The 22,845-nt window shown below is 65.7% G+C and carries 21 protein-coding genes and 1 pseudogene; 17 read left to right on the top strand and 5 right to left on the bottom strand.

What is annotated here, in order from left to right; genetic code table 11:
- Nucleotides 1-31: 31 nt before the first annotated feature.
- The 8 genes and pseudogenes from KVG96_RS19290 to KVG96_RS19255 all read left to right on the top strand — a co-directional run.
- Nucleotides 32-1,061: pseudogene (locus KVG96_RS19290) on the top strand (diguanylate cyclase domain-containing protein); the annotation flags it as partial.
- Between the two features lie 90 nt (nucleotides 1,062-1,151).
- Entirely contained in the window at nucleotides 1,152-1,373 is a 222-nt protein-coding gene (locus KVG96_RS19285) for a hypothetical protein (protein WP_217894277.1), read from the top strand.
- A protein-coding gene (gene prfB, locus KVG96_RS19280) for a peptide chain release factor 2 (RefSeq protein WP_139831342.1) occupies nucleotides 1,299-2,394 on the top strand; the annotation gives its coding sequence in 2 pieces (ribosomal slippage) (nucleotides 1,299-1,370 and nucleotides 1,372-2,394; 1,095 coding nt in all). The genes KVG96_RS19285 and prfB overlap by 75 nt, the downstream gene beginning before the upstream one ends.
- Before the next feature lie 117 nt (nucleotides 2,395-2,511).
- Nucleotides 2,512-4,014 carry a lysine--tRNA ligase gene (gene lysS / locus KVG96_RS19275; protein ID WP_085581302.1) on the top strand — a complete coding sequence of 501 codons (1,503 nt, stop codon included), beginning with the start codon at nucleotides 2,512-2,514 and terminating at the stop codon, nucleotides 4,012-4,014.
- Between the two features lie 118 nt (nucleotides 4,015-4,132).
- The gene (locus KVG96_RS19270; RefSeq protein ID WP_085581304.1) at nucleotides 4,133-4,837 is read left to right on the top strand and encodes a TetR/AcrR family transcriptional regulator; all 705 of its coding nucleotides are present in this window, start codon (nucleotides 4,133-4,135) and stop codon (nucleotides 4,835-4,837) included.
- A gap of 123 nt (nucleotides 4,838-4,960) precedes the next feature.
- Nucleotides 4,961-6,238, top strand: a complete 1,278-nt coding sequence (locus tag KVG96_RS19265) for a flavohemoglobin expression-modulating QEGLA motif protein (protein WP_217893489.1) — start codon at nucleotides 4,961-4,963, stop codon at nucleotides 6,236-6,238.
- A gap of 60 nt (nucleotides 6,239-6,298) precedes the next feature.
- On the top strand, nucleotides 6,299-7,213 hold the full coding sequence (locus KVG96_RS19260; RefSeq protein ID WP_217893488.1) for an alpha/beta hydrolase: 915 nt from the start codon (nucleotides 6,299-6,301) through the stop codon (nucleotides 7,211-7,213).
- Entirely contained in the window at nucleotides 7,210-7,539 is a 330-nt protein-coding gene (locus tag KVG96_RS19255) for a PA3694 family proteiin (protein ID WP_085632037.1), read from the top strand. Before KVG96_RS19260 ends, KVG96_RS19255 begins: the two co-directional genes overlap by 4 nt.
- A gap of 48 nt (nucleotides 7,540-7,587) precedes the next feature.
- Here KVG96_RS19255 and lptF read toward each other — a convergent pair whose 3' ends face one another.
- The 3 genes from lptF to KVG96_RS19240 all read right to left on the bottom strand — a co-directional run bounded on the left by lptF (nucleotide 7,588) and on the right by KVG96_RS19240 (nucleotide 9,520).
- A complete protein-coding gene (gene lptF / locus KVG96_RS19250) occupies nucleotides 7,588-8,376 on the bottom strand; it encodes a lipotoxin F family OmpA-related lipoprotein LptF (RefSeq protein ID WP_217893487.1) in 789 nt (262 codons plus the stop codon).
- Between the two features lie 54 nt (nucleotides 8,377-8,430).
- The gene (locus KVG96_RS19245; protein ID WP_217893486.1) at nucleotides 8,431-8,835 is read right to left on the bottom strand and encodes a DUF4398 domain-containing protein; all 405 of its coding nucleotides are present in this window, start codon (nucleotides 8,833-8,835) and stop codon (nucleotides 8,431-8,433) included.
- Nucleotides 8,836-9,178: 343 nt separating this feature from the next.
- Nucleotides 9,179-9,520 carry a pilin assembly protein gene (locus KVG96_RS19240; RefSeq protein WP_217893485.1) on the bottom strand — a complete coding sequence of 114 codons (342 nt, stop codon included), beginning with the start codon at nucleotides 9,518-9,520 and terminating at the stop codon, nucleotides 9,179-9,181.
- A gap of 212 nt (nucleotides 9,521-9,732) precedes the next feature.
- Here KVG96_RS19240 and ppc point away from each other — a divergent pair, with 212 nt between their 5' ends.
- The 6 genes from ppc to KVG96_RS19210 all read left to right on the top strand — a co-directional run bounded on the left by ppc (nucleotide 9,733) and on the right by KVG96_RS19210 (nucleotide 16,329).
- Nucleotides 9,733-12,363 (top strand): phosphoenolpyruvate carboxylase, encoded by a 2,631-nt coding sequence (gene ppc / locus KVG96_RS19235; RefSeq protein WP_217893484.1) that lies wholly within the window; start codon nucleotides 9,733-9,735, stop codon nucleotides 12,361-12,363.
- Between the two features lie 289 nt (nucleotides 12,364-12,652).
- Complete coding sequence (gene adk, locus KVG96_RS19230) at nucleotides 12,653-13,300, top strand: adenylate kinase (protein WP_217893483.1); 648 nt, start codon at nucleotides 12,653-12,655, stop codon at nucleotides 13,298-13,300.
- A 93-nt stretch (nucleotides 13,301-13,393) separates the two neighbouring features.
- Entirely contained in the window at nucleotides 13,394-14,068 is a 675-nt protein-coding gene (tsaB, locus tag KVG96_RS19225) for a tRNA (adenosine(37)-N6)-threonylcarbamoyltransferase complex dimerization subunit type 1 TsaB (protein ID WP_217893482.1), read from the top strand.
- 237 nt (nucleotides 14,069-14,305) lie between these two features.
- Nucleotides 14,306-14,614 (top strand): hypothetical protein, encoded by a 309-nt coding sequence (locus KVG96_RS19220; protein WP_217893481.1) that lies wholly within the window; start codon nucleotides 14,306-14,308, stop codon nucleotides 14,612-14,614.
- Entirely contained in the window at nucleotides 14,614-15,474 is an 861-nt protein-coding gene (locus tag KVG96_RS19215) for a DUF72 domain-containing protein (protein ID WP_217893480.1), read from the top strand. The genes KVG96_RS19220 and KVG96_RS19215 overlap by 1 nt, the downstream gene beginning before the upstream one ends.
- A gap of 33 nt (nucleotides 15,475-15,507) precedes the next feature.
- Nucleotides 15,508-16,329 (top strand): isocitrate lyase/PEP mutase family protein, encoded by an 822-nt coding sequence (locus tag KVG96_RS19210; RefSeq protein ID WP_217893479.1) that lies wholly within the window; start codon nucleotides 15,508-15,510, stop codon nucleotides 16,327-16,329.
- A 19-nt stretch (nucleotides 16,330-16,348) separates the two neighbouring features.
- On the opposite strand, the gene KVG96_RS19205 is transcribed toward KVG96_RS19210, so the two are convergent.
- On the bottom strand, nucleotides 16,349-16,969 hold the full coding sequence (locus tag KVG96_RS19205) for an energy transducer TonB (protein ID WP_217893478.1): 621 nt from the start codon (nucleotides 16,967-16,969) through the stop codon (nucleotides 16,349-16,351).
- Nucleotides 16,970-17,061: 92 nt separating this feature from the next.
- On the opposite strand from KVG96_RS19205, the gene KVG96_RS19200 reads away from it, so the two are divergent.
- The gene (locus KVG96_RS19200) at nucleotides 17,062-17,844 is read left to right on the top strand and encodes a class I SAM-dependent methyltransferase (protein WP_225927428.1); all 783 of its coding nucleotides are present in this window, start codon (nucleotides 17,062-17,064) and stop codon (nucleotides 17,842-17,844) included.
- A 95-nt stretch (nucleotides 17,845-17,939) separates the two neighbouring features.
- Here the strand turns inward: KVG96_RS19200 and KVG96_RS19195 are convergent, their stop codons facing one another.
- A complete protein-coding gene (locus KVG96_RS19195; RefSeq protein ID WP_217893477.1) occupies nucleotides 17,940-18,575 on the bottom strand; it encodes a TetR/AcrR family transcriptional regulator in 636 nt (211 codons plus the stop codon).
- Nucleotides 18,576-18,669: 94 nt separating this feature from the next.
- Between KVG96_RS19195 and KVG96_RS19190 the strand changes: the two genes are divergently transcribed.
- Nucleotides 18,670-19,770, top strand: a complete 1,101-nt coding sequence (locus KVG96_RS19190) for an efflux RND transporter periplasmic adaptor subunit (protein WP_217893476.1) — start codon at nucleotides 18,670-18,672, stop codon at nucleotides 19,768-19,770.
- A gap of 6 nt (nucleotides 19,771-19,776) precedes the next feature.
- On the top strand, nucleotides 19,777-22,839 hold the full coding sequence (locus tag KVG96_RS19185) for an efflux RND transporter permease subunit (protein WP_217893475.1): 3,063 nt from the start codon (nucleotides 19,777-19,779) through the stop codon (nucleotides 22,837-22,839).
- The last annotated feature ends 6 nt before the right edge of the window (nucleotides 22,840-22,845 follow it).

The following is a 22,845-nucleotide window of genomic DNA, read 5'->3' as shown; positions in this document are numbered from 1 at the left end:
CCCGGCTCCCGCAGTATTCAGGTGACCGCCCATGAATGACTTACAGATCGATGACATCAAGACCGACGAGAACGCCGCCATGGTGTTGTTGGTGGACGATCAGGCGATGATCGGCGAAGCCGTGCGCCGCGGGCTGTCGAACGAAGAGAACATCGACTTCCACTTCTGCTCCGACCCGCACCTGGCGGTGGCCCATGCGGTGCGGATCAAGCCGACGGTGATCCTCCAGGACCTGGTGATGCCCGGCCTCGACGGCCTGACCCTGGTGCGCGAGTACCGCAACCACCCGGCGACCAAGGACATCCCGATCATCGTCCTGTCGACCAAGGAAGACCCGCTGATCAAGAGCGCGGCGTTCTCGGCCGGGGCCAACGACTATCTGGTGAAGCTGCCGGACAACATCGAGCTGGTGGCGCGCATCCGCTACCATTCGCGCTCCTACATGACCCTGCTGCAGCGGGACGCGGCCTACCGCGCCCTGCGGGTCAGCCAGCAGCAGCTGCTCGACACCAACCTGGTGCTGCAGCGGCTGATGAACTCCGACGGCCTGACCGGGCTGTCCAACCGCCGGCACTTCGACGAATACCTGGAGCTGGAATGGCGCCGCTGCCTGCGTGACCAGAGCCAGCTGTCGCTGTTGATGATCGACGTCGATTACTTCAAGTCCTACAACGATACCTTCGGTCACGTCGAAGGCGACGAAGCCCTGCGCAAGGTCGCCACGGCGATCCGCGAGGCCAGCGCGCGGCCGTCGTACCTGCCGGCGCGCTACGGCGGCGAGGAATTCGCCCTGGTGCTGCCCAACACCTCGCCGGGCGGTGCGCGGCTGGTGGCGGAAAAGCTGCGCCAGACCGTCGCGGCCCTGAAGATCCCGCACATCGCACCGACCGAAGGCTCGAGCCTGACCATCAGCATCGGCCTGGCGACGATGGTGCCGGAGGCGGGCAGCGACTGCCGGCTGCTGATCTCGGCGGCGGACCGGGGGCTTTACCAGGCCAAGAACAACGGGCGCAACCAGGTGGGCATCGAATAACCCGCGCCAGCCCGCATCGCCAGCCGGCCGGCGCCCGCCGGAACATTGTCGGGCGGGACATGTGTGCCTGTCGCAGACCCTGTGGGAGCGGGCTTGCCCGTGAAAGCGTCGGATCGGCATGAACCTGGCACACTGCTTTGGCGGGCAAGCCGAAACGCCGCCGACGGTGGCCCGGGCGGTCTTTTCAGCCAGGCGGGCTGCCGCGCCAGCCCGATTACGTTATACTCGCCGGCTTTCAAAAGTTCGCCAACGAGTGCTGCCTGTCATGGAAATCAACCCGATCCTGAACACTATCAAGGACCTGTCCGAGCGCTCCGAAACCATTCGGGGGTATCTTTGACTACGATCAAAAGCATGAGCGTCTGACCGAGGTCAACCGCGAGCTTGAAGATCCGAGCGTCTGGAACAAACCCGAATACGCCCAGGAGCTGGGCCGCGAGCGCGCCGCCCTGGCGCAGATCGTCGAGACCCTGGACGGCCTGTCCGGCGGCCTGGCCGATTGCCGCGACCTGCTGGACATGGCCGTCGAAGAGAACGACGAAGGCGCCGTAGGTGACGTGGTCACCGAACTGGCCCGCCTCGAAGACTCCCTGGCCAAGCTGGAATTCCGCCGCATGTTCAGCGGCGAAATGGACATGAACAACGCCTACCTGGACATCCAGGCCGGTTCCGGCGGCACCGAGGCCCAGGACTGGGCCAACATCCTGCTGCGCATGTACCTGCGCTGGGCCGACAAGCGCGGCTTCGACGCGACCATCATGGAACTGTCCGCCGGCGAAGTCGCCGGGATCAAGGGCGCCACCGTGCACATCAAGGGCGAATACGCCTTCGGCTGGCTGCGCACCGAGATCGGCGTGCACCGTCTGGTGCGCAAGAGCCCGTTCGACTCCGGCAACCGTCGCCACACCTCGTTCTCGGCCGTGTTCGTCTCGCCCGAGATCGACGACAAGGTCGAGATCGAGATCAACCCGGCCGACCTGCGGATCGACACCTACCGTTCCTCCGGCGCCGGCGGCCAGCACGTGAACACCACCGACTCGGCGGTGCGGATCACCCACGTGCCGACCAACACCGTGGTCAGCTGCCAGAACGAACGTTCCCAGCACGCCAACAAGGACACCGCCATGAAAATGCTGCGGGCCAAGCTGTACGAGCAGGAAATGCAGAAGCGCAACGCCGCTTCCCAGGCCCTGGAAGACAGCAAGTCCGACATCGGCTGGGGTCACCAGATCCGTTCGTACGTGCTCGATGCCTCGCGGATCAAGGATCTGCGCACCAACATCGAACGCAGCGACTGCGACAAGGTGCTCGACGGCGACATCGACGAATACCTGGAAGCGAGCCTGAAGTCCGGGCTGTAAGAGACGTAACACAGGGGGCGGCTGATCCGGCCCGATCCCTGTGGGAGCCAGCCCTGCTGGCGATCCCCGGGCCGCAAGGCCCGGGGGCAACGAACCTGTGATGGAAAATTTGAAGACATGAGCGACCAACAACCCGATTCGCAAGCCCTGCAACAGGAAGAGAACTCCCTGATCGCCCTGCGCAAGGAAAAGCTTGCCGCCGAGCGCGCCAAGGGCAACGCCTTCCCGAACGACTTCCGCCGCGAGAACTACTGCGATGCCTTGCAGAAACAGTACGCGGACAAGACCAAGGAAGAGCTGGCAGAGGCTGCAATCCCGGTCAAGGTCGCCGGTCGCATCATGCTCAACCGTGGCTCGTTCATGGTGATCCAGGACATGACCGGCCGCATCCAGGTCTACGTCAACCGCAAGACCCTGTCGGAAGACACCCTGGCCGCGGTCAAGACCTGGGACATGGGCGACATCATCGCCGCCGAAGGCACCCTGGCCCGTTCCGGCAAGGGCGACCTGTACGTCGAGATGACCGATGTGCGCCTGCTGACCAAGTCCCTGCGCCCGCTGCCGGACAAGCACCACGGCCTGACCGACACCGAGCAGCGCTACCGTCAGCGCTACGTCGACCTGATCGTCAACGAAGACGTGCGCCAGACCTTCCGCGTGCGCTCGCAGGTCATCGCCCACATCCGCAGCTTCCTGATGAAGCGCGACTTCCTCGAAGTCGAGACGCCGATGCTGCAGACCATCCCGGGCGGCGCCGCGGCCAAGCCGTTCGAAACCCACCACAACGCGCTGGACATGGAAATGTTCCTGCGCATCGCGCCTGAGCTGTACCTCAAGCGCCTGGTGGTCGGCGGTTTCGAGAAGGTGTTCGAGATCAACCGCAACTTCCGCAACGAAGGCGTCTCGACCCGTCACAACCCGGAATTCACCATGTTGGAGTTCTACCAGGCCTACGCCGACTACGAAGACAACATGGACCTGACCGAAGAACTGTTCCGCGAACTGGCGCAACTGGTCCTGGGCAGCACCGACGTGCCGTACGGCGACAAGGTGTTCCACTTCGGCGAGCCGTTCGCCCGCCTGTCGGTGTTCGACTCGATCCTCAAGTACAACCCTGAGCTGACCGCCGATGACCTGAACGACATCGACAAGGCCCGCGACATCGCCAAGAAGGCCGGCGCCAAGGTGCTGGGCTTCGAAGGCCTGGGCAAGCTGCAGGTGATGATTTTCGAAGAGCTGGTCGAGCACAAGCTGGAGCAGCCGCACTTCATCACCCAGTACCCGTTCGAAGTGTCGCCGCTGGCGCGCCGCAACGACGAGAACCCGAACGTCACCGACCGCTTCGAGCTGTTCATCGGCGGCCGTGAGATCGCCAACGCCTACTCCGAGCTCAACGACGCGGAAGACCAGGCCGAGCGCTTCATGGCCCAGGTGGCCGACAAGGACGCCGGCGACGACGAAGCCATGCACTACGACGCCGACTTCGTCCGCGCGCTGGAGTACGGCATGCCGCCGACGGCCGGTGAAGGCATCGGCATCGACCGCCTGGTGATGCTGCTGACCAACTCGCCGTCGATCCGCGACGTGATCCTGTTCCCGCACATGCGGCCGCAAGCGTAAACGTTTCACTTAAAAAACCGCCTCGAACAGGCGGTTTTTTATTGCCTGTCTGGTACAAACGTATCAAATGGTTACTTTTGAAAAGAACAACAGAGGAATACCTGCCGTGATCGGTGCAATGGCTCAAGAGGGTGCAGCGGGAATCGCCGTTGCGGTCGCTGAAAGTGTTCAGTACCAGGGTCGCAAGGCCAGCCGACAGGGCAGCGAGCAGCGGCGGCAGGACATTCTCGACGCGGCGATGCGCATCGTCGTGCGTGACGGCGTGCGCGCCGTGCGCCACCGGGCGGTGGCGGCCGAGGCCGGCGTGCCGCTGTCGGCCACCACGTATTACTTCAAGGACATCGATGACCTGCTCACCGATACCTTCGCCCAATACGTCGAGCGCAGCGCCGCCTACATGGCCAAGCTGTGGATCAACAACGAAGGCCTGCTGCGCGAGATGGTGGTCAGCGGCGACGGCAGCCCCGAGTCGCGCTCGCAACTGGCCGACGACATCGCCCGGCTGATGGCCGACTACGTGCACCGCCAACTGGTCAACCGCCGCGAACACCTGATGGCCGAGCAGGCGTTCCGCCAGGAGGCGCTGCTCAACCCGCGCCTGGCGGAATTGGTGCGCTCCCACCAGCAGATCCTGCTGCAGGGCACCTGCCAGCTGTTCCAGGTGCTGGGCTCCCGGGAGCCGCAGCAGGATGCCAAAGTGTTGACGGCGATTATCGGACGGATGGAATATCAGGGCCTGCTCAACGGTGTCGAGCCTTTGGCCGAAGAGGACATGCTCGGCATCCTGACGCGGTACATGCATCTGGTGCTGGCGTCGGTGTAACGCAATCCCTTTGCAGGAGCGAGCCTGCTCGCGATGACGGTGTACAGGCAGCAGTGATGTTGAATGTAACGGCGCATTCGCGGGCAAGCCCGCTCCCGCAGACGTTTTCTACAGGAGTTTCGGGTGGACGATTACCAGCAGACGATACGCACGCTGTCCGATCGCATTGTGCTGGCGCAGACACCGATCCGCGTCCTCGACGCGGTCAAGTGGGACGAGAACGTGCGCAAGGGCTTCCTCAAGGCCAAGGGCAAGGAAATGCCGGCGGTGGACCGGGACTACTACCTCAACCGGCCGCTGACCTTCGATTCGAGCAAGGTCAAGCTCGAGTTCCAGAACATCGAGCGCGACATCACCCGCCAGCTCGGCCAGTTCAGCCCGGTGGGGCAGATCATGCGCCGCATGTGCAAGGAGTACCGCATGGTGGTGCGCATGCTCGAAGCGCGCGGCACCGAGGACTTCGGCCTGATTTCCCAGGAACTGTACGGCGCCGCCTCCGATGCGTTCCACGCCGGCGACCCGACCCTGGCCGACCTCGGCCTGATGATGTCCGACTACCTGAACAATATCGACGGCCGCGGCGACCTGAAGGACGAACCCAAGACCCTCACCGCCAAGGACGCCGTGCACCTGCTGCAGACGCGCCTGAACAAGGTGTTCGGCGAGGCCGAGGAGACCATCCGGGTGTTCGAGTCCGACGGCATCGTCGCCGACGCGGCGGCGGGGGCCGACTACATCAAGATCCGCACCGACGCGATGTTCAACGGCCGCGACGTCCGGGCCCTGGAAGTGCATGAAGGCCTGGTGCACGTGGGCACCACGCTCAACGGCCTGAACCAGCCGATCTGCACCTTCCTGGCCAAGGGGCCGCCCTCCTCGACGGTGACCCAGGAAGGCCTGGCGATCCTGATGGAGATCATCACCTTCGCCTCCTACCCCAGCCGCCTGCGCAAGCTCACCAACCGCACCCGCGCCATCCACATGGTGGAGGAGGGCGCGGACTTTCTGCAGGTCTTCGAGTTCTTCCGCGAGCAGGGCTTCGAGATGGCGGAAAGCTACGGCAACGCGAGCCGGGTCTTCCGGGGTTCGGTGCCGACCGGCCTGCCATTCACCAAAGACTTGTCCTACCTCAAGGGCTTCATCATGGTTTACAACTACATTCAGTTGGCCGTGCGCAAGGGCAAGCTCGAGCAGATCCCGCTGCTGTTCTGCGGCAAGACCACGCTGGAGGACATGCGCACCCTGCGCCAACTGGTGGACGAAGGCCTGGTGGTGCCGCCCAAGTACCTGCCGGAGCAGTTCCGTGACCTGAACGCGCTGTCGGCGTGGATGTGCTTCTCCAACTTCCTCAACCATTTGAGCCTGGACCGGATCGAGGCGGACTACTCCAATATCCTTTAGGCCAGGAACACCCCCCTGTGGGAGCGGCACCCTTTCCATGTTTCCGCGAGGTTTCACCGGATGAGAATCCTCGGCATCGTCTGCCTGCTCCTGACCCTCGGCGGGTGCAGTTCGCTGCTGTTCTACCCCGAGCGCGGCCAGTTGTTCACCCCGCAGAAGGCCGGGCTCGACTACCGCGACGTGACCCTGACCACCGCCGACGGCCTGCGCCTGCACGCCTGGTGGCTGCCGGCCAAGGCCGGGGTCGAGGTCAAGGGCACGGTGCTGCACCTGCACGGCAACGGCGGCAACCTGCCGATGCACCTGGGCGGCAGTTGGTGGCTGCCCAAGAACGGTTATCAGGTGCTGCTGGTGGACTACCGCGGCTATGGCCTGTCCGAGGGCGAGCCGTCGCTGCCGGCGATCTACCAGGACATCGACGCCGCCTTCGCCTGGCTGGACCGCGCGCCCGAGGTCAAGGGCAAGCCGCTGGTCGTGCTGGGGCAAAGCCTGGGCGGTGCGATGGCGGTGCACTGGCTCGTGCGGCATCCGGAGCGACAAAAGCAGCTCAAGGCCTTGGTGCTCGACGGCGTGCCCGCCAGTTACCGCAGCGTCGGCCAGTATGCATTGAGCACCTCGTGGATGACCTGGCCGCTCCAGGTGCCGCTGTCATGGCTGGTGCCGGACGGCGACAGCGCCATCCATTCGATGGAGAAGCTCGACGGCGTGCCGAAACTGATCTACCACAGCATCGACGATCCCCTCGTGCCCCTTTCCAACGGCATCCGTCTGTATCAAGCTGCGCCGCCGCCCCGGGTGCTGCAGTTGACCCGCGGCGGCCACGTGCAGACCTTCGGCGACCCGGTCTGGCGCCAGGTGATGCTGCGTTACCTGGACGACCCCGAACACTTCAACGGCCTGCGCCGCCTCGGCGAGATCCCCAACTATCCGCCGCCCCCGAAAACCGAAGACGAACCACCAGAGAGTCCGCAATGAGTGAAGAACGTAACGCCATCCCGCTGATCATCACCGGCATCTGCAGCATCCTGGGCACCGTCGGTGCCCTGTGGTACTACGGTTACCTGCACTTCGCCAAACCCGAGGATGCGCTGTTGCTCAACGACTTCACCATGCTCAAGACCATCCCCGGCGAGGATTACCGGGTGTCCCTGGAGCCGGCGCCGCAAGTGGCGCAATGCATCGACGGCGTGCTGGTGCTGTTCGACACCGAACAGAAAGGCCTGACCGGCGTGCTGGTCAACAACAAGAAGAAAGCGGTGCGCTGCATGGGCCAGGAAACCCCGCAGCAACTGCAGCAATAAGCCGCTGTCGGCCCTCGCCACAGGGCTTTTCGTTTCAGCGTGCGACGGTCAGTTCGCGCTCACCGCCGAACGCGGCAGCACCGGTTGGTTGTCGTTGGAGATGGTGACCTCCACCCGACGGTTCATCGCCCGGCCCGAGACGCTGCCGTTGTCGGCCACCGGGTATTCCTTGCCGTAGCCCTGGGTCACGATGCGCGACGGATCGACGCCCATCTTGATCAGCGCCACCTGCACCGAGGTCGCCCGGCGTTCGGACAGCGACTGGTTGTAGCCCGCCGTGCCGGTGCTGTCGGTGTAGCCCTCGACGATCACCTTACGGTCCGGGTTCTCCTGGAGGAACTGCGCCAGCTTGTTGATGTTCATCAGGCCGCTGGACTTGAGGTCGGCCTTGTTGGTGGCGAACAGCACGTCGCCGAAGGTCACCAGGGTGCCGCGGTCGGTCTGCTTGGCGTTGAGGCTGTCCTGAAGCTGTCTGATCTGCTGGTCGCGGGCGTCCAGACGCGCCTGGGCGCGTTGGGCGGCGGCGTTCTTCAGGTTGGCTTCGGCGGTGCGCAGGGCGATGGTCTGCTTGGCCACTTCCACGCGCTGGTTGGTGAGGTAGGCCAGTTGGTCGACCTTGGCCGCGTTTTCCTTGTCCAGGTAGGCCTTGTCGGCCTTGTCCAGGTAATCGCTGGCCTCTTTGGTCTCCAGGGCGGCGACCTTGCTGGCTTGCGGGTTGGCCTGCAGGCCTTCGTAGTTGGTGCGCGCCTGTTCCAGGTTCGGGTTGGGCGGGGTGGAGCACGCCGCCAGGGCAACGCTTGCGGCCAGCAGAGCAGGGATCATCAGTTGATTACGCATGTTCGTTCATCCTTCTGTCGATAAGAGATTCAGCCTTGCGGTCGGGATGCGCGCTTATTGCACGGTGCGCTGGCTTTCCTGACGCAGTTCCTGAACGCCTTTCTGGGAATCCTTCACGGCTTGTTCGGCCTTCATCGCCTGGGCCTTGCGCTCGGCGACGCGGGCGTCCCATTCGGCCTGTTCGGCCAGGGTGCGGGCCTGGTCGTACTTCTTGTCGTGCATGGCGATTTCAGCTTGCTTGAGCTTGTCCTGGGCCTGCTTCATTTCCACGGCGGCGAACTCGGTGCCGCCGGCGCTGACCGCGCTGTTGACCGCCGATTGAGTGACGGCGTACTGCTCGGTCGGCGGATTGCCGGCGCAACCGGCCAGCACGACGCCGGCGCCGAGGGCCAGGGCGACCAGTTTCAGGTTGCGCAGGGGGGTGGACGAGGTTTGGGTCTTCATGGTCTTCAACTCCATTGTTCAACTCCTTGGATACCGCTAAATCCATCCTGGGCGAGGAGTCGCATGCGTCGTGTCGGAGCGCGTTTTGAAACGCTCGTTCCAGGCGTGGTTACCTGTTCCGACCGGGCGCATTTTTTAAAAGTTCAGAAAAGATGGCCCATCGCCAAAAAAATTTTGACCGAACGGGCAGGGCTCTAAAACGGGAACTTTGGCGGTGTCCGGCGGTATGGACGGGCCGATTGCCGTCTGAAAAGCGAGAGCGGGCTTGCTCGCGAATGCGCTGTGTCAGCCACGGCTGAAGGTGCCTGAGAGGACGCTTTCGCGGGCAAGCCCGCTCCCGCAGGATGAGCCGTGCGGGTCAGTGCTTGGGCTTGCCGGCGGCGGACAGATCCTGTAGATGCCGGCGCGACAAGGCGAGGAAGCGCGGCGTCGGGCCGACGTCTTCGTACAGCGGATCGCCTTCCTCGTCGGTGGCGACCACCGTCGAGCCCTTCACGTACGGCAGGCTCGCCTCGAACTCTTCGAGGGCGGCGCCGATCAGTTCGCCGAGCAGTTCCTCGGGGGTGCGTTTGGGGTACATCTCGGCGATGGCGGCCAGCCGGGCGGCGGCCTCCACGTCCAGGCGGATGGCGTAGCCGGTGTCGGTCAGGCGACCTTTGGCGGTTTCTTCCCAATGCTGGGCAAGTTCTCGGATTTTCATGATGACCTCATGGCGCACCCGCTCGTGGCAGGTTCTGGTGAGTGTCCGGCGGGGCCGGCGGCAAGCCGTTGTGGGGCCTGTTGTTGAGGTTAGCTGGCGGGCGCGGGGTTGCGTGGCCCTTCGTCGTCTGCTTGTAAGTCGCGCCGCAGAGCGGCACTCTCTGACCATCCGCTCGCTTTTTAGCCGCCTGGACGACTGCTGGAGAACTGCCGATGACCGATATCGATGCACGCTTGCGCGAAGATGTTCACCTGCTCGGAGAGCTGTTGGGCAACACCATCCGTGACCAGTACGGCGAGGGTTTCCTCGACAAGATCGAGCAGATCCGCAAGGGCGCCAAGGCCGACCGGCGCGGTTCGATGGACGCCGAGCTCAGCGCCAGCCTCGATCAGCTGAGCGAAGCCGAACTGTTGCCGGTGGCGCGGGCGTTCAACCAGTTCCTCAACCTGGCCAACATCGCCGAGCAGTACCAGTTGATCCATCGCCGCGAGGAGTCGCAGGCCGCGCCGTTCGAGTCGCGGGTGCTGCCGGAGCTGCTGGCCCGCCTGCGCAGCGAAGGCCACAGCGCCGAGGCCCTGGCCCGCCAACTGGCGCGCCTGGAGATCGAACTGGTGCTCACGGCCCACCCGACCGAAGTGGCGCGGCGCACGCTGATCCAGAAGTACGACGCGATTGCCGCCCAGTTGGCCGCCCAGGATCACCGCGACTTGACCGGCGCCGAGCGCACCCGGATCCACGACACCCTGCAACGCCTGATCGCCGAAGCCTGGCACACCGAAGAAATCCGCCGCACCCGGCCTACGCCGGTGGACGAAGCCAAGTGGGGTTTTGCGGTGATCGAGCATTCGCTGTGGCAGGCGATCCCCAACCACATGCGCAAGGCCGACCAGGCGCTGCACGCCGCCACCGGCCTGCGCCTGCCGCTGGAGGCGGCGCCGATCCGCTTCGCCTCATGGATGGGCGGCGACCGCGACGGCAATCCCAACGTCACCGCCGCCGTCACCCGTGAGGTGCTGTTGCTGGCGCGCTGGATGGCGGCCGACCTGTACCTGCGCGACGTCGACCGCTTGGCCGCCGAGCTGTCGATGCAGCAGGCCAGCGACGAACTCAAGGCCCGCGCCGGCGACAGCGCCGAGCCCTACCGCGCCGTGCTCAAGCAACTGCGCGAACGCCTGCGCGCCACGCGCAACTGGGCCCATGCGGCGCTGACCGCCGCCACCCCGGCGCCGGCAGACGTGCTGCACGGCAACCGCGAGCTGCTCGATCCGCTGGAGCTGTGCTACCGCTCGCTGCACGAGTGCGGCATGGGCGTGATCGCCGACGGGCCGCTGCTCGATTGCCTGCGCCGGGCGGTGACGTTCGGCCTGTTCCTGGTGCGCCTCGACGTGCGCCAGGACTCGTCGCGGCACAGCGCGGCGATGACCGAAATCACCGATTACCTGGGCCTGGGCCGATACGAGGAGTGGGGCGAGGAACAGCGCATCGAGTTCCTGACCCGTGAACTGAACAACCGCCGGCCATTGCTGCCTGCCCACTTCAAGCCTTCGGCGGACACCGCCGAAGTGCTCGCCACCTGCAAGGAGATCGCCGCCGCGCCGGGCGCTTCGCTGGGTTCTTATGTCATCTCCATGGCCGGCGCGGCGTCCGACGTGCTTGCGGTGCAGTTGCTGCTCAAGGAAGCCGGTGTGCTGCGGCCGATGCGCGTGGTGCCGCTGTTCGAGACCCTGGCCGACCTCGACAACGCCGGTCCCGTGATCGAGCGGCTGCTGCGACTGCCGGGTTACCGCGCACGGTTGCAGGGGCCGCAGGAAGTGATGATCGGCTATTCCGACTCGGCCAAGGACGCCGGCACCACCGCCGCCGCATGGGCCCAGTACCGCGCCCAGGAGCGGCTGGTGGAGATCTGCCGGGAGCAGCAGGTCGAACTGCTGCTGTTCCATGGCCGCGGCGGCACCGTCGGCCGCGGCGGCGGCCCGGCCCACGCGGCGATCCTGTCGCAGCCGCCGGGATCGGTGGCGGGGCGGTTCCGCACCACCGAGCAGGGCGAAATGATCCGTTTCAAATTCGGCCTGCCGGACATCGCCGAACAGAACCTCAACCTGTACCTGGCGGCGGTGCTCGAAGCGACCCTGCTGCCGCCGCCGCCACCGACCCCCGAGTGGCGGCACCTGATGGACGAGTTGGCCGCCGACGGCGTCAAGGCCTACCGCGCCGTGGTGCGGGAGAATCCGCAGTTCGTCGAGTACTTCCGCCAGTCCACGCCGGAGCAGGAACTGGGGCGCCTGCCGCTGGGCAGTCGCCCGGCCAAGCGCCGGGCCGGCGGCATCGAGAGCCTGCGGGCGATCCCGTGGATCTTCGGCTGGACCCAGACGCGGCTGATGCTGCCGGCGTGGCTCGGCTGGGAGACTGCGCTCAACAACGCCCTGGCCCGTGGCGAAGGGGGCCTGCTGGCGCAGATGCGCGAACAATGGCCGTTCTTCCGCACCCGCATCGACATGCTGGAGATGGTGCTGGCCAAGGCGGACGCCGACATCGCGCTGTCCTATGACCAGCGGCTGGTCGAGCCGTCGCTGCTGCCGCTGGGTGCGCACTTGCGCGACCTATTGTCGCAGGCGTGCGCCGTCGTGCTCGGGCTGACCGGTCAGTCGCAGTTGCTGGCGCACAGCCCCGACACCCTGGAATTCATCCGCCTGCGCAACACTTACCTCGATCCGCTGCATCTATTGCAGGCCGAACTGCTGGCCCGGTCCCGGCGCCAGGAAGTGGTGCAGGGCAGCCCCGTGGAACAGGCGCTGCTGGTGTCTGTGGCGGGGATCGCCGCCGGTCTGCGAAATACCGGCTAAGGTTCTGTGCGTGGGGCGCAGGCTCCCGCAGCGGTTGGCGGGGGCCTGGCGGGGCATGTCGGAAAGGTGCGGTCAGGCGACAGTTAATGACGGGGTTGCGACGTGGGACACTGCGGCGCAACGTCGCGGCAGGGGCCGGTTTCTCCGACTTTTGGTGTCTTGTGTGGGCGCAGCCTGCTGTGTATCTTGATCAGCCTTTGGCCGTTTGGGCGGCCGCGACCCTATTTTCAAGATTGGCCCCACGAGGCGAATCCGTTGTTTTTTATATAAAAAATTGAGGAGCACATCGATGCGCGTCATTCTGCTGGGAGCTCCCGGGGCCGGTAAAGGTACTCAGGCTAAGTTCATCACCGAGAAATTCGGCATTCCGCAAATCTCCACCGGCGACATGCTGCGTGCGGCGGTCAAGGCCGGCACCGAGCTGGGCCTCAAGGCCAAGGGCATCATGGATGCCGGCGGCCTGGTGTCGGATGACCTGATCATCGCGCTGGTCAAGGACCGCATCGCTCAGCCTGACTGCGCCAACGGCTTCCTGTTCGACGGCTTCCCGCGCACCATTCCTCAGGCCGAAGCCCTGGTCACCGCCGGCGTCGAGCTGGACGCCGTGGTCGAGATCGCGGTCGAAGACGAAGAGATCGTGCAGCGCATCGCCGGCCGTCGCGTCCACGAGGCCAGCGGCCGCGTGTACCACATCGTCTACAACCCGCCGAAGGTCGAAGGCAAGGACGACGTCACCGGCGAAGAACTGGTGCAGCGCAAGGACGACACCGAAGAGACCGTGCGCCATCGCCTGTCGGTCTACCATTCGCAGACCAAGCCGCTGGTGGACTTCTACCAGAAGCTGTCCGCCGCCCAGGGCAAGCCGAAGTACAGCCACATCCCTGGCGTCGGTTCGGTCGAAGCCATCACCGCCAAGGTGCTGGCGGCCCTGAGCTGAAAAACCGGCTCAGCTGCATCATCCACGGCCCGCTTGCGGGCCGTAGTTGTTTATACTGGCGCACTTTTTCCCACCTGATTGACGGACACACCGATGAGCACCCTGCTGGCCCTGGACACCGCGACTGAAGCCTGCTCCGTCGCCTTGCTGCATGACGGCAAGGTCACGAGCCATTACGAGGTGATCCCACGCCTGCATGCGCAGAAACTGCTGCCGATGATCCAGCGGCTGCTGGCCGATGCCGGCACCACCCTGCAAGCGGTGGACGCCATCGCCTTCGGCCGCGGGCCTGGCGCCTTCACCGGCGTGCGGATCGCCATCGGTGTGGTGCAGGGGCTGGCGTTCGCCCTGGAGCGTCCGGTGCTGCCGGTCTCCAACCTGGCGGTGCTGGCGCAGCGGGCCTACCGCGAACACGGCGCAAGCCAGGTCGCGGCGGCCATCGATGCGCGCATGGACGAGGTGTACTGGGGCTGCTACCGCGAGACGGCAGGGGAGATGCGCCTGGTGGGCGCCGAAGCGGTCCTGCCGCCGGAAGCCGCAGCGCTGCCGGCCGATGCCGTGGGTGAATGGTTCGGCGCAGGCACCGGTTGGGGCTACGGCGAACGCATCGCGGTCAGCCTGAGCGGCTCCGACGCCGGCATGCTGCCCCACGCCGAGGACCTGCTGACCCTGGCCCGGTTCGCCTGGGAACGCGGCGAGGCCATCGCCCCGGACGACGCCCAGCCGGTCTACCTGCGCGACAAGGTCGCCACCCCCAAGGCCCGCTGAAACTTCCCTGTGGTGAGGGAGCTTGCTCCCGCTGGGCTGCAAAGCGGCCCTGTTGCACGGCCAAGCAGGAGCAAGCGCCCTCGCCACAGGATCACCGCTGCAATCAGGCACCAATCGTCAGTTTCCAACCCCGCGCTTTAAACCTTTTGTCTTTTATGTGTTCTAGTTATCACTCGGCGGTTTGCTAAGTCGGTCAGGTGCCGCTAAATTGCCATCATCGATACCGAGCATGACTTTATGCGTATAGACGGCGTTTCCTCTCATTCCTACCCCATCAAGCGCAAGCCCCGCAAAGGCAACGTGGCGCAGGATGAGTCCGTCGACGATATCGACGGCGAGCTGGAAATCCCTTCCGAGGCGCAACTGGCCGCCCGCGCCGCCAAGGCCTCCGCGCAACGCCTGAGCAATCTGCCCGCCCGTCAGCAAGACATGATCTACCACCGTGCGATGAAGAAGAGCGTGGCCATGGCCTTGGCCAGCTACCTGAGCACCGCCGGGTTTGTCGACTGGGAAGCGGACGTGCTGGGCCTCGACCTGTACATCTGATGGCGCTGCCCTATTACCTGGGTTGTCCGTCCTGGAGCGAAAGCGCCTGGCGCGATTACCTGTACCCGGCGGACGCGAAAACGGCTGACTTCCTTGGCCTCTATGCCCAAGTGTTCAACGCCGTGGAAGGCAACACGACCTTCTACGCCAGCCCGTCGCCGGCCACCGTGCAGCGTTGGGCCGAGGTGATGCCGGCGCACTTTCGGTTCACCGCCAAGTTCCCCGGCGACATCAGCCACGGCGGCGACCTGCGCGACCAGATCACCGCCGCCGAAACCTTCATCCAATTGCTCAGCCCCCTCGGCGACCGGGTCTCGCCGATGTGGCTGCAGTTGTCGAAAAGCTTCACCCCGCAGCGTTTGCCGGAGTTGGCGGCGTTCATCGACGCCGTGGACCGGCCGCTGGCGGTGGAAGTGCGCCATGACCAGTTCTTCGCCAAGGGCGAGAGCGAACGGTTGCTCAACCGCCTGTTGCTCGACCGTGGCGTCGAGCGCATTTGCCTCGACCCGCGTGCGCTGTTCAGTTGCCTGTCCACCGAGTCGTCGGTGATCCACGCCCAATCGAAAAAGCCCCGCGTGCCCACGCGCCCGGCGGCGTTCACCCAGCATCCGCAGGTGCGCTTCATCGGCCATCCGCAACTGGAGGCCAACGACCCGTTCCTGGTGCCGTGGGTGGCGAAAATCGCCGAGTGGATCGAAGAGGGGCGCACGCCGTACATCTTCCTGCACACGGCGGACAACCTGCTGGCGGCGAAGCTGGCGCAACGCTTTCACGCCCAATTGATGCAGCGCCTGCCTGGCCTGCCGGCCCTGCCTGAGCTATACAGAGAGCCCGCCGCGGAGCAATTGGGACTGCTCTGAGGCGCACTTCCTTCTTTGCCCGGGAGCCTGCCGATGGACGCGCAAATCCGTAAAGCCGATGCCTTCAGAGCCCTGCACGAACGCAGCGGGCTCTTTGTCATGCCCAATCCGTGGGACGCAGGCTCCGCGAAGATGCTCGCCGGCCTGGGCTACCCGGCGCTGGCGACCACCAGCGCCGGGTATGCGTTTTCCCAGGGCAAACCCGACGGCGGCCTGAGCCTTGAGGAGACCCTGGCCAATGTCCGGGCGATTGCCGCTGCGACGGAGCTGCCGGTGTCGGTAGACCTGGAGAACGGTTTCGCCGACGGGCCGGCCGAATCGGCGCAAAGCCTGATCCATGCCGCCAGGGCAGGTGCGGTGGGCGGTTCCATCGAGGATGCCACCGGCCGTGAAGACGGCCCGATCTACTGCTTCGAACATGCCGTGGCGCGGATCGAGGCGGCGGTGGCGGCGGTGCGTTCGTTGCCGTTTTCCTTCACGCTGACCGCCCGAGCGGAAAACTACCTGCACGGCCGGCCCGATCTCGACGACACCATTCGCCGCTTGCAGGCATTCGCCGAAGCCGGGGCGGACGTGCTCTACGCGCCGGGCCTGCGCAATGCCGAAGAGGTGCTGGCGGTGGTGCGCGCCGTGGCGCCCAAACCGGTGAATGTGCTGATGTCCGGCGGACTGAAGCTGACGTTGCAGGAACTGGAGGAGATGGGCGTGCGCCGGGTGAGCACGGGATCGGCGCTGGCGTTGGCGGCGTTCGGGGAGTTCTTCCGGGCGGCCGAGGAGATCCGGCAGTCGGGCACCTTCACCTTCACCTCGCGTTCGATGGCGTATGCCCGGGCCAATCAGTCGTTCAAGGGGTGAGGGCGCCGGGCGCTGAGGCTCAGGCGGCGATGCGCAGGTTCTGCTGAACGATCGGGCGCACCCAGCCGTTGTCGAAGTCCAGCGCACGCTGCTGCTCGACGATCTCTTCCGGGGGGAACGGCGGGAAGGGCTTTTGCATCAGGTCGAGGTCGAACTCGGCGATCGGCAGGTACAGCGGACGCTTCTGCGGTGCGGCGCCCGGCTCGGGAACCGGTTGGCCATGGGTGAGCACGATCGGGCGCACCCAGCCGCTCTCGAAGTCCTGCTGCTTCTGCTGGGCGTCGATCTCTTCCGGCGGGAATGGCGGGAACGGCTTGTCGAGCAGTTCTGTCTCGAATTCGGCGATCGGCAGGAACAGCGGCTCCGGCGGACGGATTTCGGTGTCGACCACATCGCATTCGCGCTGGCTGACGATGTGCGCGTGCAGGTCGCTGCCGACGGTCGGCTCGTCCGGGCTGTTCAGGTCCACCGGCGGGAACGTGCCGCAGGCCGGCACCACATCACTCGACTGTTCGGCCAGCGCCTGGGCAAAGAAATCCTGCCACAGGTGACTGACGCCGCTCAGTGCCTGAGTGTTCTGACGGCTGAAATCGCCATGGGGCGAGATGTAGCCAATCGATGTGGGAAGAATGCCTGACATTTTTTTCGGTCGACGCTCGGCTCTGGCAAAATGCGCGTTGATTGGGTTATCGGCGGACTTTGCCGATCCTTAACTTTTTGAGCGTGTTTTTCATGATTGAGCATCCAGCGGCCTGCCGCATCCATGTCGAGGCCCTCGACCCTGCCTTCGAGCCGCAGGCCCGGCAGTGGGCCGAGCGCCTGAGCCTGCCGTTGCAGGCGGGCGACGGCGAGTTCGCCTTGCAGGTCGGCGGGCAGGGCCTGCAACTGCAACAGCTGGGCCCTGATGCACCGGGGCCGGTGCGGGTGGACTTCGTCGAGGGCGGCGCGGCCCACCGCCGGCTGTACGGCGGCGGCAACGGCCAGATGATCGCCAAGGCCGTCGGCATCGCCCAGGGCGTGCGCCCGCGGGTGCTGGACGCCACGGCGGGGCTGGGCAAGGATGCGTTCGTGCTGGCGAGCCTGGGCTGCGAGATGAGCCTGATCGAGCGTCAGCCGCTGATCGGTGCGTTGCTTGAGGACGGCCTGGCCCGGGCGGCCGAGGATTTCGACGTGGCGCCGATCGTGGCGCGGATGACGCTGCTCAAGGGCAACTCCATCGAGGTGATGCGCAACTGGGAAGGCGAGCCGCCGCAGGTGATCTACCTCGACCCGATGTTTCCCCACCGCGAGAAGACCGCGCTGGTGAAGAAGGAGATGCGCCTGTTCCGGCCGTTGGTGGGCGATGACCTGGACGCGCCGGCGTTGCTGGAGGCGGCCCTGGCCCTGGCCAGCCACCGGGTGGTGGTCAAGCGCCCGCGCAAGGCACCGTGCATCGAAGGGCCGAAGCCGAGCCATGCGCTGGACGGCAAGTCCAGCCGCTACGACATCTACCCGAAGAAAGCGCTCAAGGCCTGAGGCCCAGGCGCCGTCACCGAAGGCAGGCCGGCTCCCGCCAGGGATGTCTGAACATCAGGCATCCGGTGCGGGAGCCGGTCGGCGCGGCGGCGCCATCAGGGCCGGTAGGCCCGCATGAACAACCCCACTACCTCCTCCACATGGCTCTGCGCCGCCTCTTCGGTCAGCGGCTCGCCGCAACCGTACAGCAGGCGGAAATTGCCCGCGCCCTTGATCAGGCAGAAGAAATGCTCGGCGGCGTTGCGCGGCAGGTCGATGCTCAGCTCGCCGGTCTCGTTGACCCGGGTCAGCAGCCGCTCCATGCCCTGCACCATGCGCTGGGGTCCGGCCTCGAAGAAGATCAGCGACAGCTTTGGGTCCTGACTGCCCAGCGCCATGATGAGCCGGTGCAGGTTCACCGACTCTTCGCTGTTGATCAGTTGGTGAAAGCCGCGGGCAATGTTCAGCAACACATTTTCCACGGGGATGCCGTCCGGCAGTTCGAAGACCATCGACGGCAGCTGCGCTTCGCATTTGGCCGCCACGGCGGCGGAAAACAGCGTCTCCTTGTCGTTGAAGTGGCTGTAGACGGTCAGTTTTGAAACGCCCGCCTCGGCGGCCACCGCGTCCATGCTGGTGTTGGCGTAGCCGTGGCTCAGGAACAGGGTTTTCGCCGCTTCGAGGATCGCCTGGCGCTTGGCCGGATCCTTGGGGCGACCCGGGCCGTTCGGGGCTGGGGGATTGTTTGGCATTCTTCGCTTTTAATACTGGACTGGTGAGTTTGCTATTAATAACATACCCGCCAGTATAATTATTCCAGGCCCCCTTAGCGAAAGGTCCGTCACCATGTTCCGCTATGCGCTGTCCATTGCAATGCCAGTCAGTCTGGCTTTTTTATTGTCGGCATGCGGTCACGAGGAGGCGACTCCCGTCGCCGTCCGGCCGGCCATGGTGGTTCAGCCAGAGCCTTCGGCGCAGGCGATGGAGAGTTATCCCGGTGAGGTGAGGGCCCGTTACGAGCCGGACCTGGCGTTCCGCATCGGCGGCAAGGTCAGCCGACGACTGGTCGAAGAGGGCCAGCGGGTGAAGGCCGACCAACCCCTGGCCGAGCTCGATCCGCAGGACGTGCGCCTGCAATTGGAGGCCACCCGGGCCCAGGTCGCCGCCGCCGAAGCCAACCTGAATCTGGTGCGGGCCGAGCGCGACCGCTACAAGACCCTGATGGATCGGCAGATGGTCAGCCGTTCCCAGTACGACAACGCGGAAAACCTCTACCGCTCCGGCGAAGCCCGCCTCAAGCAGATCAAGGCCGAATTCAACGTCTCGACCAACCAGGCCAGCTACGCGGTGCTGCGCGCGCCGCAGGACGGCGTGGTGTCCCGGCGTTCGCTGGAGGTCGGCCAGGTGGTCGCCGCCGGGCAGACCGTGTTCACCCTCGCCACCGACGGCGAGCGCGAAGTGTCGATCAGCCTGCCGGAGCAGAGTTTCGGCCGCTTCAAGGTCGGCCAGCCGGTTTCGGTGGAGTTGTGGACGCAGCCGGATCAGCGCTTCGCCGGGCGCATCCGTGAGCTGTCGCCGGCCGCCGACCCGAAATCCCGCACCTTTGCCGCCCGCATCGCCTTCGCCTCCGGCAAGGTGCCGGCCGAGCTCGGCCAGAGCGCCCGGGTGTACGTGCAGACCGCCGAATCCGTGCCGCTGGCGGTGCCGCTGTCTGCGCTGACCGCCGAAAACGGCACGACCTACGTCTGGGTCGTCAGCGCCAACAACACCCTGAAGAAGACCCCGGTGCGCATCGGCCCCTTCGGCGAGAAGAGCGTGCCGGTGCTCGAAGGCCTGAACGCCAGCGACTGGGTGGTCGCCGCCGGTGTGCATGTGCTTCTGGAGGGGCAGCAGGTGCGCCCCGTGGACCGTTCCAACCGGGTGGTCAATCTGGCGGGCAAGGAGTAATCCCCGATGGGTTTCAATCTTTCCGCCTGGGCGCTGCGCAATCGCCAGATCGTACTGTTCCTGATGCTTTTGCTGGCGATTGTCGGCGCGTTGTCCTACACCAAGCTCGGCCAGAGCGAAGACCCGCCGTTCACCTTCAAGGCCATGGTGATCCAGACCCGCTGGCCCGGCGCCACGGCCCAGGAGGTCTCGCGCCAGGTCACCGAGCGCATCGAAAAGAAACTGATGGAGACCGGCGAATACGATCGCATCGTGTCGTTCTCCCGCCCCGGTGAATCCCAGGTGACGTTCATTGCCCGGGACTCCATGCACTCGGCCGAGATCCCGGACCTGTGGTATCAGGTGCGCAAGAAGGTCAGCGACATCCGCCAGACCTTGCCGCCGGGCATCCAGGGCCCGTTCTTCAACGATGAGTTCGGCACCACCTTCGGCAACATCTACGCCCTGACCGGCGACGGCTTCGACTACGCGGTGCTCAAGGATTACGCCGACCGCGTGCAGATCCAGCTGCAGCGGGTCAAGGACGTGGGCAAGGTGGATCTGCTCGGCCTGCAGGACGAGAAGATCTGGGTCGAGCTGTCCAACGTCAAGCTGGCCACCCTCGGCCTGCCGCTGGCGGCCGTGCAGCAGGCGCTGGAGGAGCAGAACGCGGTGTCCACCGCCGGGTTCTTCGAGACCGGCAGCGAGCGCCTGCAACTGCGGGTTTCGGGGAATTTCCAGACGGTCGACGAAATCCGCAACTTCCCGATCCGGGTCGGCGACCGCACGTTCCGCATCGCCGATGTCGCCGACGTGCGCCGCGGCTTCAACGACCCGCCCGCGCCGCGCATGCGCTTCATGGGCGAGGACGCCATCGGCCTGGCCGTGGCGATGAAGGACGGCGGCGACATCCTGGTGCTGGGCAAGGCGCTGGAACTTGAGTTCGCCCGCATCCAGAAGAACCTCCCGGCCGGCATGCAACTGCGCAAGGTCTCCGACCAGCCGGCGGCGGTGAAGACCGGCGTCGGCGAGTTCGTCCAGGTGCTGGTCGAGGCGCTGGCCATCGTGCTGCTGGTGAGTTTCTTCTCCCTCGGCGTGCGCACCGGGATGGTGGTGGCGCTGACCATTCCGCTGGTGCTGGCGATGACGTTCGCCTGCATGTACTACCTGGGGATCGGCCTGCACAAGATTTCCCTCGGTGCGCTGGTGCTGGCCCTCGGGCTGCTGGTGGACGACGCGATCATCGCAGTGGAGATGATGGCGATCAAAATGGAGCAGGGCTTCGACCGGATCAAGGCTGCCAGTTTCGCCTGGACCAGCACCGCGTTCCCGATGCTCACCGGCACGCTGATCACCGCGGCCGGGTTCTTGCCGATTGCCACGGCGCAGTCGGGCACCGGCGAGTACACCCGCTCGATCTTTCAGGTGGTGACCATCGCGCTGCTGGCCTCGTGGGTGGCGGCGGTGGTGTTCGTGCCGTACCTGGGCGAGAAACTGCTGCCGGACCTGGCAAAAATTCACGCGGCCAAGCACGGCCCGGACCAGCCGGACCCTTACGGCACACCGTTCTACCAGCGGGTGCGCCGTCTGGTGGAATGGTGCGTGCGCCGGCGCAAGACCGTGATCGTGCTGACCATCGGCCTGTTCGTCGCGTCGGTGATGCTGTTCCGCTTCGTGCCCCAGCAGTTCTTCCCGGCCTCCGGGCGGCTGGAGCTGATGGTCGACCTGAAGCTGGCCGAAGGCGCCTCGCTGGCTAACACCGCCGCCGAGGTCAAGCGCCTGGAGGCGCTGCTCAAGGACCGCGCCGGCATCGACAACTACGTGGCCTATGTCGGCACCGGTTCGCCGCGCTTCTACCTGCCGCTGGACCAGCAATTGCCGGCCGCCAGCTTCGCCCAGTTCGTGGTGCTGGCCAAGACCATCGAGGAGCGCGAGGCCCTGCGCACCTGGCTGATCGACACCCTCAACGAACAGTTCCCGGCCCTGCGCTCGCGGGTCACGCGGCTGGAGAACGGACCGCCGGTCGGCTACCCGGTGCAGTTCCGCGTCACCGGCGAGCACATCGAGGAAGTCCGCGCGCTGGCCCGCAAGGTCGCGGCCAAGGTGCGCGAGAACCCGCACGTGGTCAATGTGCACCTGGACTGGGAGGAGCCGAGCAAGGTCGTGTACCTGAACATCGACCAGGACCGCGCCCGGGCCCTGGGCGTGAGCACCGCCAACCTGGCGAAGTTCCTGCAGAGCTCGCTGACCGGTTCCAGCGTCAGCCAGTACCGCGAGGACAACGAACTGATCGAGATCCTGCTGCGCGGCACCGTGCATGAACGCACCGAGCTGTCGCTGCTGCCGAGCCTGGCGGTGCCCACCGACAACGGCCGCAGCGTGGCGCTGTCGCAGATCGCCACGCTGGAGTACGGCTTCGAGGAAGGCATCATCTGGCACCGCAACCGCCTGCCGAACGTGACCGTGCGCGCCGATATCTACGGCAAGGAACAGCCGGCCACCCTGGTGCAGCAGATCATGCCGACCCTCGACCCGATCCGCGCCGAGCTGCCGGACGGCTACCTGCTGGACGTCGGCGGCACCGTGGAAGACTCCGAGCGCGGGCAGAAGTCGGTCAACGCCGGCGTGCCGATGTTCATCGTCGTGGTGCTGACCTTGCTGATGGTGCAGCTGCGCAGCTTCTCGCGCACCGCGATGGTGTTCCTGACGGCGCCGCTGGGCCTGATCGGCGTGACCCTGTTCCTGCTGGTGTTCCGTCAGCCGTTCGGCTTCGTGGCGATGCTCGGCACCATTGCGCTGTCGGGGATGATCATGCGCAACTCGGTGATCCTGGTGGATCAGATCGAGCAGGACATCGCCGCGGGACTCAAGCCGTGGCAGGCGATCATCGAGGCCACCGTGCGCCGGTTCCGGCCCATCGTGCTGACCGCCCTGGCGGCGGTGCTGGCGATGATCCCGCTGTCGCGCAGCGTGTTCTTCGGCCCGATGGCGGTGGCGATCATGGGCGGGCTGATCGTGGCGACGGCGCTGACGCTGCTGTTCCTGCCGGCGCTGTATGCGGCGTGGTTCCGGGTACGCCGGGACGCTTGAGGCCGA

This window comes from Pseudomonas ekonensis (assembly GCF_019145435.1).
Lineage (GTDB): Bacteria > Pseudomonadota > Gammaproteobacteria > Pseudomonadales > Pseudomonadaceae > Aquipseudomonas > Aquipseudomonas ekonensis.
Note: the sequence above shows the minus strand (reverse complement) of the source record. Positions and strands in the feature narration are given on the sequence as shown.